This window comes from Actinoallomurus purpureus, from assembly GCF_024055795.1.
GTDB lineage: Bacteria > Actinomycetota > Actinomycetes > Streptosporangiales > Streptosporangiaceae > Actinoallomurus > Actinoallomurus purpureus.
Window position 1 is genome coordinate 171630 of the sequence record NZ_JAMXMY010000022.1, and the last position, 15535, is coordinate 187164.

Consider the following 15535-nt stretch of genomic DNA (forward strand, 5'->3'; position numbering starts at 1 on the left):
CCGGGTACACCGCCGCGATCTGATGGGAGACCGCTCGGGCTCCGCCGGACCGCCGGACAACGGACCGGTGATCTCCCAGCTCGAATTCGAACGCATATTCGATATGGTGCGCGCGTGGGACCGCTGGGCCGACCCGGAGCGGGGCGCCTGGAATCTCGTCGACGAGCGACATGTGAAGGCCGCCGCCGCGCTCGTACGCTCGGGCGTCGTCGTTCCGATGGCCCGGCCGTGGAGCACGGTGCCGGCTCCGGACAACGGCCGGCCGGCACTGCACCACATGACCGAACTCGGCGACGTCGAGCCGCCCGAACCCACCGGCCACAAGGACTTCATCGGCGTCGACTACCACGGCAAGGCGGTCAGCCATCTCGACGCCCTCGCGCACATCGCCTACCGGGGACGCCTCTTCGGCGGGCCCTCCGCCCGCGAGGTGATCGACGCGGCCGGGGCGCGTCACGGGCCGGTGGACCGCCTCGGCGCGCTCGTCACCCGGGGGGTGCTGCTCGACCTTCCGGCGGTCCATGGCCTCGACTGGCTCGAACCCGGCCAGGCCGTGCACGCCGCGGACGTCCTCGCCGCCGAGGCGTCGTCCGGCGTCCGGATCGGTGAAGGGGACGCCGTGCTCCTCAGGACCGGCCACCTGCGGCGGCGCGCGGCCGTCGGGCCGTGGGACCCGTCCGCGGCGAGCGCCGGGCTCCACGTCGACGCCATGCCGCTGCTGGCCGAGCGGGGCATCGCACTGCTCGGCGGAGACGGCGACAGCGACGTCCGGCCCTCCCCCGTGGTCGGCGTCCACTCCCCCATCCACGCCCTGGCGATCGCGGCGATGGGGGTGCCGCTCCTGGACAACCTGGATCTGGAGGGGCTGTCCGGCGCGTGCGCGGCGGCCGGACGGTATGAGTTCCTTCTCGTCGTCTCCCCGCTGCGCATCCCCGGCGCCACCGGCTCCCCCGTCACCCCTGTCGCCGTGTTCTGATCCCGCCCTCAGTGGGTCGCGGGCCGGTCGGGGAGCGCCCAGGCGGCGGCGATCTGGGACCGCGACGTGAAGCCCAGCTTGCGAAGGATGTGTTCGACGTGACCCTCCGCGGTCCGCTGAGCGATCACCAGGGTGGCCGCGATCTCCTTGTTGCTCATGCCCTGGGCGACGAGCCCGGCGATCTCGCGTTCGCGGCGTGTCAGGACCGCCGCGACACCGCGCTCGGCCGCCTCTTCCTCGCCGCCTTCCGCGTCACTGAGCGCCATGGCGACCGCGCCGTCGACATCGAGCCCGGAGCCCCGGGCGTACGCCACCGAGAACTCCTTGTCCCCGAGGGCGGCCCGCAGGCGGGCCGCGCACTCGTCGTGCGGACCGGCCAAATGCCCGAGCCCGGACAACGACGTGCCGATCGACCGCCAGACCGCCTGCGCGGCGCCCAGGAGCGCGGCGGCGCGCCGATGTTCCCCGGCGTCGGCGGCCAGCCAGGCGAGCACCTCGATGCACTGAGCCATCCCGAGGTGATCGCCGGATGGCACCTTGATCTGGATCGACTCGCGGATCACCTGCGTCCCCGTGCACGTGTCGCCGTGTCGCCATCGTTCGAGGCCGGTGACCCACAGGGCGTACGACAGCGACCACCGCGCGCCCTCGCGCTCGCACATCCTGCGGCATTCCGCGCACAGGATGGGGGCCCGGGGATCGCGGTCGAGGACCGCCGCCATGGCCAGCTGGAACAACGTGGTCCAGCATCGCCCGCGGTTGCCGGCGGCCCGGTGGTACGACAGCGCCTTCTCCAGCAGGGTCGCGGCCTCAGTGAAGTCCCCGGCGAGCAGCGCGGCGAATCCGCTGATCTGGACGGCACCCGCGAGCTGTTCGTCGTCGCCCAGCCGCTCCGCCAGCCCGCGGGCCTCCTCCAGCAGCGGTCCGGCGACCGCCGGCTCTCCGCGCAGCAACATGAGCCAGGCGTCGACCCACAGCGCCTTCGCCCGCGCGGGGCTCTCGGACCGGTCGAGCGCCAGCGCCCGCTCCAGCCAGTGGTGGCCGTCGCGCAGGGAGGTCCACGAGACCCGGTGGCTCCACATGGACGCGGCGATCTCCAGGGCGCAGCGCGCCCGTGCGGGCCGGGTCAGGCAGAACTCCAGTGCCGCCACGACGTTGGACTGTTCGCACCGCAGAAGGGCGGCCAGCTCCAGCTGGTTCGGCCCGAACCACTCGGCCTCCGCCCACGCCGCGATGTCCCGGCACCACGCGCAGTGGCGCATCAGCAGCCGGGTCTCCTGCCCGGCCTCGGCGAGCCGTTCCCGTCCGTATTCACGGAGGGTCTCCAGCATCTCGTAGCGCGGCGCGCGGCTCTCCGAGCCGGTCCGCAGCAGGACGGACTTGTCCACGAGCGCCGACACGACGTCGACCACGTCGGCGGGGGCGATCTCGTCGCCGGAGCAGACCTGTTCGATCGCCTCCAGCGAGCAGCCGCCGGAGAACACCGACAGCCCCCGCCAGAGGGCCTGCTCCTCGGGTGAGCACAGGTCGTAGCTCCAGTCGATCAATCCGCGGAGGGTCTGCTGGCGCGGCAGCGCGACCGGACTGCCCCCGGTAAGGAGGCGGAAGCGGTCCTCCAGCCGGTCGAGGATCTGCTGCACCGACAGCGCCCGCAGGCGTACCGCCGCCAGCTCGACGGCCAGCGGAATGCCCTCGAGCCGGCGGCACAGCCGCGTCACCGCGAGGGCGTTGACGGCGTCGATCGTGAACCCGGGCAGGGCGGCGGCGGCCCGCTCGGCGAACAGGTTCACCGATTCGAAGCGGGCCAGCTCGTCCGCCGAGAAGATCTCGTCATCGTCCGGCACGGACAGGGGCGGCACCTTCAGGACGTACTCGCCCTCGGCGTGGAGCACCTGCCGGCTCGTGGCCAGGATCCGCAACTCGGGCGCGAGGCCGAGGAGTTTCCCGGCCAGGGCGGCGCAGTCGGCCGTCAGGTGCTCGCAGTTGTCCAGCAGGAGCAGCAGCCGCCGGTCCGCCAGGTAGTTGCCCAGCACTCCGAGACCGCCTTCGCCCTGCAGCCCCAGGACGCCGCCCACGACCCGCAGCAGCGGCTCACCCGCCACGACCGGCGCCAGGTCGACCAACCAGACACCGTCGGGGAAGTCGCGCCCGGCCTCGGCGGCCACCCGCGCGGCCAGGCGGGTCTTGCCCACGCCCCCCGGGCCGGTGAACGTCACCATCCGGCTGCAGGACAGCAGGCGCTTCGCCTCCGTCAGCTCGTGTCTGCGGCCGACGAAGCTCGTCACCTCGGCTGGAAGATTTCCCGCATGCCTCTGTGCCATCGCAACCCGCCATGACACCCTTGGATACGTACCTGTGCCAAGGTCAGTCTACAGAACGATGTCCAACGGCTACTGCGCGATGTCGAGCCGCAGGGCCACCGCCCCGCGCAGGTAGACGTGCTGGATCTCCGATCGCGGGCGATCGGTCTCGATGTGGGCCATCAGACGGATCACGCGCGGCAGCGCGTGCGGAACGTCGATCTCACTGGCGCACAGCAACGGGACCTCGTTGAAGCCCAGCTTGCGGGCGGCCAGCGCCGGGAACTCCGCGGTCAGGTCCGGGGTCGCGGTGAACAGGACACTGATCACGTCGTCGGTCGTGAGGGAGTTGCGGCTCATCACCTCGGCGATCAGCTCGGCCGTCGCCTCGAGGATCTGGTCCCGGTCGTCCTCGTCGACCTGCGTCGCACCGCGCACCGCTCGTACTGCTCGTCCCATGAAACCTCTCCGAATACGTGCCGGCGCCCGTGCGTTCTACAGCTCGACGGCGGCGTAGAGTTCGCCGATCTCCTTGGTGGTCAGCGCCCGGATCGTGCCGGTCTTGAGCCGCCCGAGCTTGATGGGGCCGAACTCGGTGCGCGCCAGCTGCTGGACCGGGTAGCCGACCTTGGCGAGCAGGCGCCGCACGATGTGCTTGCGGCCCTCGTGGAGCGTCACCTCGACGAGGACCCGCTTGCCGACCTGGTCGAAGATCCGGAACCCGTCGGCCTTGGCGAACCCGTCCGCCAGCTCGACGCCCTTCCGGAGCCGCCGGCCGAGGTCGCGCTCCACCGGGCCGTGGACCTCGGCGAGATAGGTCTTGCTGACGCCGTACCGCGGATGCATCAGCCGGTTGGCCAGCTCCCCGTCGTTGGTGAGCAGGATCAGGCCCTCGGTGTCGGTGTCGAGCCGCCCGACGTGGAACAGACGCTCGGGAACGTCACCGACATAGTCGATGAGGGTCTTGCGCCCACGCGGGTCCGACATGGTGCTGACGACGCCCAGGGGCTTGTTCAGGGCGTAGTAGCGCAGTTCGGTACGGGTCGGGATGCGCTTGCCGTCGACGTGGATCACGGCGGTCTGCGGATCGACGCGGACGCCGAACCACGTCACCTTCTCGCCGTCCACGGTGACCCGGCCGGCGGCGATCAGGTCCTCACACGCGCGCCGACTCGCGATGCCCGCCTCAGCGAGCACCTTCTGCAGTCGTACGCCGTCATTCGTCTGGTTCACTGCTGGAGTTCCTCTATGCCTTCCACGTCGTCAGGTAGATACAGGGCGAGATCGGGCAGCTCCTCCACGGTGTTCAGGCCGAGCCGCTCAAGGAAGTAACCGGTCGTACGGTAGAGCACCGCCTGGTGCTCCGGGTCGTGGCCCGCCTCTTCGATCAGGCCCCGCAGGGTCAGTGTGCGGATCACGCCGTCGCTGTTGACGCCGCGGATGGCCGAGACCCGCGCCCGGCTCACCGGCTGGCGGTAGGCGACCACGGCGAGCGTCTCCAACGCCGCCTGGGTCAGCCGCGCCTGCTGGCCGTCCCGGACGAACCGCTCGACGAGCGGTGCGCAGACGTCCCGCGTGTAGAAGCGCCACCCGCCGGCGATCTCCCTTAGGTCGAACCCCCGACCCTGGGCGGAGTATTCCGCGGCGAGCTCACGCAGTGCCGCGGCGACCTCGTGACGGGGCCGTTCGAGGATCTGGGCGAGCGTGACCTCCGGCACCGGCTCGTCGACGATCAGGAGGATCGCCTCGAGCCCCGCCCGCAGCGACGGCTCGCCCGGCTGCGAGCCCTCCGCGTACGCCTCGGCCGTCTCCGGGTCCTCCGCGTACGGTCCGGCCGTCTCCGGGCCCGCACCGTACGGTCCGGCCGTCTCCGGGCCCGCACCGTACGGTCCGGGCGGCTCGAGGCCGCCCGTCCGCGGCGCGGGGATCGGTTCGAATTCGCGTGAGGGCATGTCAGTCATCGTCGTCGGACTCCGTCGGTCGGCCGGTGTAGTCGTCGCCGACCTTGATCTCACCCTCGGCGGATCCGGTCCAGGTGACGTGGAGCTCGCCGAGGGGCTCTTCCTGCTCGAAGGAGACGGCCTTCTCGCGGTAGAGCTCCAGGAGGGCCAAGAACCGGGCGACGACCTCGAAAGTGCCCGTACAGTCGGCGGTCAGAACCTGGAACGTGGCGCGTTCCAGCTTACGCAACCGCTCCACCAGGATGCTCGCCTGGTCCCGCACGCTGGACTGCGGGGCGTAGATGTGGTCGATCGAGACGGTCGGGGGCCGCTTTGGCGCGAAGGTCCGGGCGGCCAGGGCCGCGAACGCATCGGGTCCCAGGCCGAGCAGCACCTCCGGCAGGAGGTTCGCGAACTGCGGCTCCATCGGCACCGTCCGCGGGAAGCGGCGCGACTCGGCGGCGATCCGGCCGGCGAACAGCCCCGCGATCTCCTTGTAGGCGCGGTACTGCAGGAGCCGCGCGAACAGCAGGTCGCGGGCCTCGAGCAGCGCCAGGTCCTCCTCGTCCTCGACCTCGCCGGAGGGCAGGAGCCGGGCGGCCTTGAGGTCCAGGAGCGTGGCCGCCACCAGGAGGAAGTGGCTCGCCTGGTCCAGGTCCCAGTCGCGGCCAAGGGTACGGATGTAGGCGATGAACTCGTCGGTGACCTTGTGCAGCGACACCTCGGTGATGTCGAGCTTGTGCTTGGAGATCAGCCCGAGCAGCAGGTCGAACGGTCCCTCGAAGTTGTCGAGATGGACCCGGAATCCACCGTCCTGCTCTTCTGTCGCCGACTCGCCCACCTCGTCAACGGTAGTCGAGGTCACGGGCTCCCCAGCGAGGCCGTGTCGGCGCGTGCGGCTCGGGACGGGTCACCGCGGCGGGCGGGCGCGGCCGGTCGGCCGCGCGGCGAGCGATCACCCGGCGAGCTGCCACCTCTGCAGCACCTCCTTGGCCAGCTCCCGGTAGGCGTTCGCGCCCATGGACGACGGGTCGAAACGGGTGATGGGCTCACCGACGACCGTCGCGTCCGGAAAGCGGACCGTGCGGTTGATGACCGTGTGGAAGACCTGCTCGCCGAACGCCTCCACGATGCGGCCGAGCACCTCGCGGGTGTGCAGGGTGCGGGAGTCGTACATGGTCGCCAGGAAGCCGTCGATCGCCAGATCCTGGTTGAGCCGGGACTTGACCTTCTCGATCGTCTCCATGAGCAGCGCGACGCCGCGCATCGCGAAGTATTCACACTCCAGCGGCACCAGGACACCCTGGCTCGCGCACAGCGCGTTGACGGTCAGCAGGCCCAGCGACGGCTGACAGTCGATCATGATGAAGTCATAGTCGGCGACGACCGGCTTGAGCAGCCCGCCGAGGATGTACTCGCGGCCGACCTCGTGGACGAGCTGGACCTCCGCGCCGGACAGGTCGATGTTGCTGGGCAGCAGGTCCATGCCCTCGACGCTGGTCGGCAGGATGACCTCTTCGGTCTCCACGCCCCGCTCCATGAGCAGGTTGTAGATCGTCAGGTCGAGCTGGCGCGGGTCGCCCTTGCCCAGGCCGACCGACAGTGCCCCCTGCGGGTCGAAGTCGACGAGCAGAACCCGGCGGCCCTGCTCAGCCAGTGCGGCGCCGAGGTTGATCGTGGTCGTCGTCTTGCCGACGCCGCCCTTCTGGTTGCAGACCGAGACGATCCGCGCGGGCCCGTGCTCGATCAACGGCGGCGGGTCGGGGAACGACGGAATCGGACGCAACGTAGGCCCGAGTGGCGCTGCGTTACGCGGATCGGTCGCGATGGCGGTCGAGAGCGCCCTCTCTGAGCGTGCTCTCTCCTGCTGCTCGCTGGGTTCAGTCACCAGCTCCTCGAACCTCCCCGGCGGCTGCGGTTTGCCGTAGATGGGGACTCTAGGGCCTGTCAAGTGGGGCGGGCAAGGCGACGCACCGCGCGGACGCCGTCTTACCGACCCAGCGCACGCGGATGAGCCGATGCGTAGACCTCGCGAAGCCTGTCGACGGTGACCAGGGTGTAAACCTGGGTCGTCGTCACCGACGCGTGGCCCAGCAACTCCTGCACCACCCTAACGTCGGCGCCGCCGTCGAGCAGGTGGGTCGCGAAAGAATGCCGAAGCGTGTGCGGCGAGACGTCCTTCAACCCGGCGCGCGCCGCCGCCGATCGCAGCGTCGACCAGGCGCTCTGACGCGACAGCCGCCCGCCCCGGGCGTTCAGGAACAGCGCGGGGCCGCCCTGACCGCGGACGTTCAGCGCCGGGCGTGCCCGTACGAGGTAGGCCTCCAGGGCCTCACGGGCGTACCGGCCGACCGGCACGACGCGGTCCTTGCCGCCCTTACCGCGCAGCAGCACGACCGCGTCGTCCAGGTCGACGTCGTCGACGGCCAGGCCGACGGCCTCGGAGATGCGGGCGCCGGTGCCGTACAGCAGCTCCAGCAGCGCCCGGTCGCGCATCCCGCGCGGGGTGTCCGCGGGCCCGGCGGCGGCCAGCAGCCGCTCGACCTCCTCGATGCCGATCGCCTTGGGCAGCCGGCGCGGCGGCACGGGCGGCTTGACGTCCCGCGCCGGGTCGGCCGCCGACATGCCCTCCCGCACCGCGAACCGGTGCAGGCCGCGCACGGCGACGACCGCGCGCGCCGCGGAGCCGGCCGCCAGCGGCGGGTGCGCCTCGTCGCCCTCCCGCAGCGCCGCCAGGAAGGACACGACGTCGTCCTCGCCGACCTGACCGATCGCCGTACGGCCGCGCGCGGTCAGCGCGTCGACATAACGGCGCAGGTCACGCCGGTACGAGCTCAACGTGTTGGCGGCCAAGCCGCGTTCGACCGCGAGATGGTCGAGGTAGACCCGGACCTGCCCCTGCAACGATCGTCCGGCCTCTTCACCGGCGGCGGGTATCAGCGCGGCACCTCATCCCGGCGAGTCGTGGCGGACGCGGGTCACCACTCGGGGGCGTCGGGTGCGCGCAGGTCGCGAAAGCCCGTGGCCCGAGCGGCGTAGACCGACAAGATACCCATGACGGCGAGAGGGTTGTGGACCTGTCCGCGCCCAATCGCGGCGACCGCCTCCTCGAGCGGCACCCAGGCGACCGGCATGTCGGCCTCCTCGTGGATCCGCTCGAAGCCGTCCTCGCCTTCGGGGATCTCGCTGAGCCCGCGGGCGAGGAAGATCCGCGTCCGCTCGTCGGTCATGCCCGGTGACGTGCAGGCGTCCAGGAGGGTGTGCCACTCGCGGGCGCGGTACCCGGCCTCCTCGGCCAGTTCCCGGGCCGCCGTGCGCCACAGCGGCTCACCCTCGACGTCGCGCAGCCCGGCGGGCGGCTCCCACAGCAGGTAGCCGACGGGGTGGCGGTACTGCTTCAGGAGCAGCACCCGCTCCCCGTCGTCCAGGCAGATCACCCCGACCGACCCCGGGTGCACGACGACGTCGCGTCCGACCACCTCGGAATCGTCGCCCTTCGGCATCCGGACCCGGTCGGTGCGCACCTCGATGATGGCGCCCTCGAACCGCCGCTCGCTGCCCACGGTCTCCCAGCGGCAGGGCTCGTCGGCGACGCCGTCGTTGCCGGTCATCGGTCGCCGGCCTCGCCCAGCGCGGCGGCGATGAGGCCGGCGAACAGCGGATGCGCCCGTGTCGGCCGGGACCGGAACTCCGGGTGGGCCTGGGTGGCGACGTAGAACGGGTGCCGGTCGCGCGGCAGCTCGGCGTACTCCACGAGGCGCCCGTCGGGGGAAACGCCGGAGAAGACCACGCCGGCCGCCACCAGCTCCTCGCGGTAGGCGTTGTTGACCTCGTAGCGGTGCCGGTGACGCTCCTCGACCTTGGCCGCGGCGTACATCTCGCGGACCAGCGACCCCTCGGCGAGGTCGGCCGGGTAGAGGCCGAGCCGCATCGTGCCGCCCATGTCGCGCTCGCCCGCGACGACGTCGACCTGGTCGGCCATCGTGGCGATCACGGGGTCGGCGGCCTTCTCGTCGAACTCGGCGCTGTTGGCGCCCTCGATGCCGGCCAGGGACCGGGCCGCCTCGATGACCATGCACTGCAGGCCGAGGCAGATGCCCAGCGTGGGGATGCGGTTCTCACGGGCGTAGCGGGCGGCCGAGACCTTGCCCTCGATGCCGCGCACGCCGAAGCCGCCGGGGATCAGGACGCCGTCGACGCCGCCGAGCTCGCGCGCCGCGCCCTCCGGCGTCTGGCAGTCGTCGCTCTTGACCCAGCGGATGTTGACGCGGGTGTCGTTGGCGAACCCGCCGTGCCGCAGCGCCTCGGTGACCGACAGGTACGCGTCGGGCAGATCGATGTACTTGCCGACCAGCGCGATCGTGACCTCGTGGGAGGGCTGGTGGACGCGGTGCAGCAGGTCGTCCCACTGTTTCCAGTCCACGTCACGGAACGGCAGGCCGAGACGGCGCACGACGTACGCGTCGAGGCCCTCGGTGTGCAGGACCTTCGGGATGTCGTAGATGCTCGGGGCGTCGACCGCCGAGACGACGGCGTCGGCGTCCACGTCGCACATCAGACTGATCTTGTTCTTCAGCCCCTGGGTGATCGGCCGGTCCGAGCGGCACACGATCGCGTCGGGCTGGATGCCGATGCTGCGCAGGGCGGCGACGGAGTGCTGCGTCGGTTTGGTCTTCAGCTCACCGGACGGGCCGATGTAGGGCAGCAGCGAGACGTGGAGGAAGAAGCAGTTGTCCCGGCCGATCTCGTGCCGGATCTGGCGCACGGCCTCCAGGAACGGCAGCGACTCGATGTCGCCGACCGTGCCGCCGACCTCGGTGATGACCACGTCGACGTCGGGGCCGGCCATACCGCGGATCCGGTCCTTGATCTCGTTGGTGATGTGCGGGATGACCTGGACCGTGTCACCGAGATACTCCCCGCGCCGCTCCTTGGCGATCACATTGGAGTACACCTGGCCGGTGGTGACGTTGGCGGAGCCGTGCAGCTCCGTGTCCAGGAACCGCTCGTAGTGGCCGACGTCCAGGTCGGTCTCGGCCCCGTCGTCGGTGACGAAGACCTCCCCGTGCTGGAACGGGTTCATGGTGCCGGGGTCGACGTTGAGATAGGGGTCGAGCTTCTGCATGGTGACCCGCAGACCGCGCAGGGTCAGAAGCCGCCCGAGGCTGGAGGCCGTCAGCCCTTTGCCGAGGCTCGAGGCGACACCGCCGGTGACGAAGAGATGCTTGGTGACCCGACTGGGCCCACCAATGACTGCCGAAGGCAAGAAAGACGCTCCCGTGGTCGTTGTCGTGGCGTTCACCGGCGTGGCGAACGACCGAATGTCCACGGGCCACCAGAATAACAGGCGACTCTCCTGGTAGCGCCCGGCGATCTCCCGATGGGGCCGGACGACCCGATCGAGGACGGCCGCCGGCGCGCCTCCCGGGGTCCCCTGCGGGCCGATCGGGAAGGGCCTCCGGCGTGGCTCCCGGGTCTCCTGCGGGCCGATCGACCGCGGCCGCCGACGAGGGACGGAACCAACGGCGACCGTCCGCGGAACACCGGATGAGCGGGATCAACGGCGGCCGCCCGTCAGGCGCCGGGATGAGCGGAACCGGCCGACGCCGCCGGCGCGGCACCGGATGAGCGGATCAGCGGTAGCCGTTGGCGTAGCTCCCGGTGGCGTTCGGCGCCTGCATCTGGCTGGACAGCTCATCGATGATCTTCCGGGCCTGGTCGGCCGCCGTACGCGCCTGGTCCCGCTCGCTCGACAGGGCCGCCAGGGCGTCACGCTGCTGGGTGACGGCCTCGGCGAGCTGGTCGACCCACTGCTCGCGCTCGTCGAGCTTCTGGGTGAGCGCGTCGCGTTCGGCGGCGGCCTGCCGGGCGGACACGAGGGCCTGGTCGCGCTCGCGAACGGCGTCCTCGGCCCGGCGCTGCGCCCCCGCCAGGTCCGACTGCGCCCGCGCCTGTCCCCGCTCGGCGAGGTCCCGGCCGGTCTCGGCCTTCGTCGCCTGATCCAGGGCCCGGCGGCGGTCGGTGTCGAGCTCCTGGGTCCGGCGGCGGGCGTCCTCGGCCTCCTTGGCCGACGTCCCCGCCGTCTGCTGCAGGGTCATGTTCACCGCCTCGAGGTCGGCCGCCTTAGAGCGCAGCGAGTTCAGCTCGGCGTGCGCGGTCTCGAGGGCCTGCGACAGCTCGCCCGCGTGCTGGGAGAACCGGTCGCGCTCGCCCTCGACGGCCTTGCGCGCCGTCTGGGCCTCACCGGCGGAGCGGTGCGCCTCGTCGCGGTCCTCACGCATCTGGTCGCGCTCGGCGAAGGCCTGCCGGGCCGCCGCCTCGGACTGCTCGGCCGTGCCCCTGGACTGGTCGGCGGCGGCCCGTGCCTGGTCGCGCTCGGTGAACGCCTGCCGCATCGCGGCCTCGGCCTGTTCGGTCTGGACGCGGAGGCGCTCGACCTCCTGCCACGCCGTACCGGCCTCCCGCTGGGCGGCCTCGCGCTCGGACATGAGCTGGCGCACGGCGGCATCGGACTGCTCGGCGCGCTGTTCGGCCTGCCGCGCCTGGGCGAGGGCCTGGTCGGTCTCCTGGCGGGCGGCGACCGTCTCCCGCTGGGCCTGGTCACGCTCGGTGAGGGCCTGGCGCATGGCGGCCTCGGACTGCTCCGCCTGCGCACGTGCCCGCAGCCCCTCCTGCCAGGCCGTCTGCGCCTCCTGCTTGGCCGACTCGCGCTCGGAGATCGCCTGCCGGACGGCCGCCTCGGACTGCTCGACGCGCTGCCCCATGTCCTCGACCTGGGCGCGCATCCGGTCCACCTCCTGGAAGGCGACGGCGGCGTCCTGCTTGGCGGCCTCGCGCTCGGCCATGAGCTGGCGGGCGGTCGCCTCGGCCTGTTCCTTCAGCTGCCGCTCGGCGAGCGTCTCCTGCTGGGCGGCCTCGCGCTCGGCCATGAGCTGGCGCGCCGTGGCCTCGGCCTGCTCCTTGGCCTGCCGCTCGGCCAGCGTCTCCTGCTGCGCCGCCTCACGCTCGGCCATCATCTGCCGGACCGCGGCCTCGGCCTGCTCCTTCAGCTGCCGCTCGGCGAGCGTCTCCTGCTGGGCGCCCTCCCGCTCGACCATCAGCTGGCGCGCCGCCGCCTCGGCCTGCTCCTTGGCCTGCCGCTCGCCCTGTGTCTCCTGCCGCGCGGTGGCGGCCTCGCGCTGCGCGGACTCCCGCTCGGCCATCATCTGGCGCACGGCGGCCTCGGACTGCTCGGCGCGCTGCTCGATCTGGTCGTGCGCGGCGCGTATCCGCTCGACCTCCTGCAGCGCGGAGGCGGCGTCCTGTTTGGCCGACTCGCGCTCGGCCAGCATCTGGCGCGCGGTGGCCTGCGCCTGCTGGGCCTGGGCACGCAGCCGCTCGACCTCCTGCCAGGCGGACGAGGCCTCCTGCTTGGCCGACTCGTGGTCGGCGCGCACCGCCGCGATCTTCGCCGCGGCCTCCTGCTTCGCCTCGGCGACCTTCTGCTCGCCCTGCGCCAGCGCGCCGGCGAGCATGTCGGCCATCTGCCTCAGCCGGTCGACCACCTCGCCCGGTTGGCCCGCTTCACCAGGGATCGCCGGCAGGTTGGCATTGCTCGGCGCCCACGACGACCCGGCGCCCTCTGGCGAATAGGAACCGCCCGAACCGTTGAGATCGCTCACATAGGGAACTCTAAGGGCGTCTCACCAAGCTGTCTGCCATGTCACGCAAGGTGTGGTGCATGCCTCGTGATGAATTCGAGACCTGGCGGGCTCGACGTGGCGCCGGTGACCAGGGGTGACACGACACGGGGCCGCTCACCGTCACTCTGTGAGATCGTCGGCGTGTCGGATGGAAGAATCTTCGAGCATGAGGACGCTCTACCCGCCGATCGAGCCGTACGACTCCGGCCTGCTCGATGTCGGCGACGACGACCAGATCTACTGGGAAGTCTGCGGCAACCCCGACGGCAAGCCCACGGTGATGCTGCACGGCGGCCCCGGTGGCGGCTGCACGCCCGGTCATCGGCGGCAGTTCGACCCGGAGGCGTACCGGATCGTGCTGTTCGACCAGCGCAACTGCGGGCGCAGCCGGCCGCACGCGAGCGATCCGGCCGTCTCGCTGGAGCACAACACGACCTGGAACCTCGTCGCGGACATGGAGCGGCTGCGCGAACACCTGGGCATCGACCGGTGGCTCGTCTTCGGCGGCTCCTGGGGCAGCGCGCTGGCCCTGGCGTACGCACAGACGCACCCGGACCGGGTGACCGAGCTGATCCTGCGCGGGATCTTCACGCTGCGGCCGTTCGAGCTGTACTGGTTCTACCAGGAGGGGGCGTCGCTGCTCTTCCCCGACCTGTGGGAGCAGTACGTCGCCCCGATCCCCGAGGACGAGCGCGAGGATCTGATCGGGGCGTTCGGCGCGCGGCTGAACGACCCCGACCCGGCCGTGCGGATCCCGGCCGCGCAGGCGTGGAGCGTCTGGGAGGGCTCGACGATCACGCTGCGCCCCGACCCGGAGATCATCGCCGAGCAGGCCGACCCCGACTACGCCGTTGCGTTCGCCCGGATCGAGAACCACTACTTCCGGGCCGGCGGCTTCTTCGAGGACGAGCAGCTGATCCGGGACGTCGACAAGATCCGGCACATCCCGGGCGTGATCGTGCAGGGCCGCTACGACGTCTGCACGCCGCCGGCGACGGCGTGGGACCTGCACAAGGCCTGGCCGGAGGCGGACTTCCACATCGTCGACGACGCGGGGCACGCCTACATCGAGCCGGGCATCCTGCACCACCTCATCGAGGCCACCGACCGCTTCGCCCGTTGACGGCCGGTTCCGCCGCCACTACGTCCGCGAGCACGCCCCGGCGGTGACCGCCGGGGCCGCGCGCCGCGACCTGGCGGCGGCGCCCGTCGACGGCTTCTGGATCCACATCGACGCGGACGTGAGCCGCCTTCCCCGCGAAACGGTGAGCCGCCGCCCCACCCGAATCCGAACATCATTCGGTACGGTGGGTGCGAACGCACCACCGGAGTGAGGCGGCGACGGTGAGCCATGGCTGAGACGGCGATCGCCGGGCTGGGCATGACCGAGCTCGGCAAGGTCTACGGCCGGAGTCCGCGCCGCCTGGCCGCGCAGGCCGTGCGCGCGGCCGCGGCCGACGCCGGCCTCCCCCTCGCCGACCTCGACGGCCTCATCGTCGCCCCCGGCCTGTCCGGCTCCCCCGGCGTCGAGCTGGCCCACACCCTCGGCCTGCGCGACCTTCGCCTGCTCGTCCAGATGAACTCCCTCGGCGCGACCGCCGGGGCGATGGTGGCGCACGCCGCGTCGACGATCGCCGCCGGTTCGGCGACCGCCGTCGCCTGCGTGTTCGCCGACACGCCGCTGCGGCCGGACCGTACGGCGGGTGCGGCGTACCACCGGGACGCCCGCGAGTGGCACGGCCTGGACGGGCTCCGCGCCGCCCTCGGATTCCGCAGCTTCACCGCCTCCTACGCACTGGCCGCCCGGCGGCACATGGCCCGCTACGGCACGACGAGCGAGCAGTTCGGGGCGATCGCGGTGAGCACCCGGGCCTGGGCGGCCGGCAACCCCCTGGCACAGCTGCGCGACCCGATCTCGCTGCGCGACCACCAGGAGTCCCGCTGGATCGTCGAGCCGCTCCACCTCCTCGACTGCTGCCTGGTCTCCAACGGCGGCATCGCTGTGATCGTCACCGGTGCCGAGCGCGCCCGCGACCTGGCGCGGCCACCGGTCTACGTCTGGGGCTGGGGCCAGGGACATCCCGGGCACCGGCTGGAACGTGACAGCGACTTCGGGCTCACCACCGGTGCCGCGATCTCGGGTCCGGCCGCGATGAAGATGGCCGGCGTGACGCCCGCCGAGATCACCATGTGCCAACTGTACGACTGTTACACCTACACCGTCCTGGTGTCCCTGGAGGACTACGGGTTCTGCGCCAAGGGCGAGGGCGGTCCGTTCGCCGCGAGCGGCGCGCTGGGGCCCGGCGGGAGCCTGCCGACCAACACCGGAGGCGGACAGCTGTCGGCGTACTACCTCTGGGGGATGACGCCGCTGTCGGAGGCCGTCATCCAGGCACGGCGCGACGGCGGCGAACGCCAGGCGCCCCGGGGCGACCTCATCCTGGTCAGCGGGAACGGCGGCGTCCTGGGCCACCACTCCACACTGCTCGTCGGCCCGCGCCCGAGGGGACGCCGATGAGCGCGGAAGAGCACACCGGCGCGGCCGGCGTCGTGCGGCGCGACGGCCGATCCGGCCCGTTCTTCGACGGCGCGGCGCGGGACCGGCTCGTGATCCGGCGCTGCGTCCCCTGCGACCGC

The 15535-nt window shown here is 71.9% G+C and carries 13 protein-coding genes; 3 read left to right on the plus strand and 10 right to left on the minus strand.

What is annotated here, in order from left to right; all coding sequences use genetic code 11:
- Window positions 1-22 precede the first annotated feature (22 nt).
- Window positions 23-976, plus strand: coding sequence for a cyclase family protein (locus NE236_RS33530; protein ID WP_252846239.1), 954 nt, complete (start codon window positions 23-25; stop codon window positions 974-976).
- An 8-nt stretch (window positions 977-984) separates the two neighbouring features.
- Here the strand turns inward: NE236_RS33530 and NE236_RS33535 are convergent, their stop codons facing one another.
- The 10 genes from NE236_RS33535 to NE236_RS33580 form a co-directional block, all read right to left on the minus strand.
- Window positions 985-3297, minus strand: coding sequence for an ATP-binding protein (locus NE236_RS33535; RefSeq protein WP_252846240.1), 2313 nt, complete (start codon window positions 3295-3297; stop codon window positions 985-987).
- Between the two features lie 69 nt (window positions 3298-3366).
- Window positions 3367-3735 carry a chorismate mutase gene (gene aroH / locus NE236_RS33540; RefSeq protein WP_252846241.1) on the minus strand — a complete coding sequence of 123 codons (369 nt, stop codon included), beginning with the start codon at window positions 3733-3735 and terminating at the stop codon, window positions 3367-3369.
- 36 nt (window positions 3736-3771) lie between these two features.
- Window positions 3772-4509 (minus strand): pseudouridine synthase, encoded by a 738-nt coding sequence (locus tag NE236_RS33545; RefSeq protein ID WP_252846242.1) that lies wholly within the window; start codon window positions 4507-4509, stop codon window positions 3772-3774.
- On the minus strand, window positions 4506-5228 hold the full coding sequence (scpB, locus tag NE236_RS33550) for an SMC-Scp complex subunit ScpB (protein WP_252846243.1): 723 nt from the start codon (window positions 5226-5228) through the stop codon (window positions 4506-4508). The genes NE236_RS33545 and scpB overlap by 4 nt, the downstream gene beginning before the upstream one ends.
- A gap of 1 nt (window position 5229) precedes the next feature.
- A complete protein-coding gene (locus NE236_RS33555) occupies window positions 5230-6057 on the minus strand; it encodes a segregation and condensation protein A (protein ID WP_252846244.1) in 828 nt (275 codons plus the stop codon).
- 114 nt (window positions 6058-6171) lie between these two features.
- Window positions 6172-7002: a ParA family protein gene (locus NE236_RS33560; RefSeq protein ID WP_289851212.1), complete on the minus strand. Its 831-nt coding sequence runs from the start codon at window positions 7000-7002 to the stop codon at window positions 6172-6174.
- 203 nt (window positions 7003-7205) lie between these two features.
- Window positions 7206-8120, minus strand: coding sequence for a site-specific tyrosine recombinase XerD (gene xerD / locus NE236_RS33565; protein ID WP_252846245.1), 915 nt, complete (start codon window positions 8118-8120; stop codon window positions 7206-7208).
- A 74-nt stretch (window positions 8121-8194) separates the two neighbouring features.
- A complete protein-coding gene (locus tag NE236_RS33570) occupies window positions 8195-8827 on the minus strand; it encodes an NUDIX domain-containing protein (protein WP_252846246.1) in 633 nt (210 codons plus the stop codon).
- Window positions 8824-10482 (minus strand): CTP synthase, encoded by a 1659-nt coding sequence (pyrG, locus tag NE236_RS33575; RefSeq protein ID WP_252846247.1) that lies wholly within the window; start codon window positions 10480-10482, stop codon window positions 8824-8826. Before pyrG ends, NE236_RS33570 begins: the two co-directional genes overlap by 4 nt.
- A gap of 367 nt (window positions 10483-10849) precedes the next feature.
- Window positions 10850-12877, minus strand: a complete 2028-nt coding sequence (locus NE236_RS33580) for a coiled-coil domain-containing protein (RefSeq protein ID WP_252846248.1) — start codon at window positions 12875-12877, stop codon at window positions 10850-10852.
- Window positions 12878-13064: 187 nt separating this feature from the next.
- On the opposite strand from NE236_RS33580, the gene pip reads away from it, so the two are divergent.
- Entirely contained in the window at window positions 13065-14021 is a 957-nt protein-coding gene (pip, locus tag NE236_RS33585) for a prolyl aminopeptidase (RefSeq protein ID WP_252846249.1), read from the plus strand.
- A gap of 228 nt (window positions 14022-14249) precedes the next feature.
- Window positions 14250-15416 (plus strand): thiolase family protein, encoded by a 1167-nt coding sequence (locus NE236_RS33590; protein ID WP_252846250.1) that lies wholly within the window; start codon window positions 14250-14252, stop codon window positions 15414-15416.
- The last annotated feature ends 119 nt before the right edge of the window (window positions 15417-15535 follow it).

What these genes read in the sequence shown, in the direction of transcription:
- scpB (WP_252846243.1), bottom strand. Translation starts at nt 5,228, where the DNA reads ATGCCCTCACGCGAATTCGAACCGATCCCCGCGCCGCGGACGGGCGGC.
- NE236_RS33590 (WP_252846250.1), top strand. Translation starts at nt 14,250, where the DNA reads ATGGCTGAGACGGCGATCGCCGGGCTGGGCATGACCGAGCTCGGCAAG.
- pip (WP_252846249.1), top strand. Translation starts at nt 13,065, where the DNA reads ATGAGGACGCTCTACCCGCCGATCGAGCCGTACGACTCCGGCCTGCTC.
- NE236_RS33535 (WP_252846240.1), bottom strand. Translation starts at nt 3,297, where the DNA reads ATGGCACAGAGGCATGCGGGAAATCTTCCAGCCGAGGTGACGAGCTTC.
- NE236_RS33570 (WP_252846246.1), bottom strand. Translation starts at nt 8,827, where the DNA reads ATGACCGGCAACGACGGCGTCGCCGACGAGCCCTGCCGCTGGGAGACC.
- aroH (WP_252846241.1), bottom strand. Translation starts at nt 3,735, where the DNA reads ATGGGACGAGCAGTACGAGCGGTGCGCGGTGCGACGCAGGTCGACGAG.
- NE236_RS33530 (WP_252846239.1), top strand. Translation starts at nt 23, where the DNA reads ATGGGAGACCGCTCGGGCTCCGCCGGACCGCCGGACAACGGACCGGTG.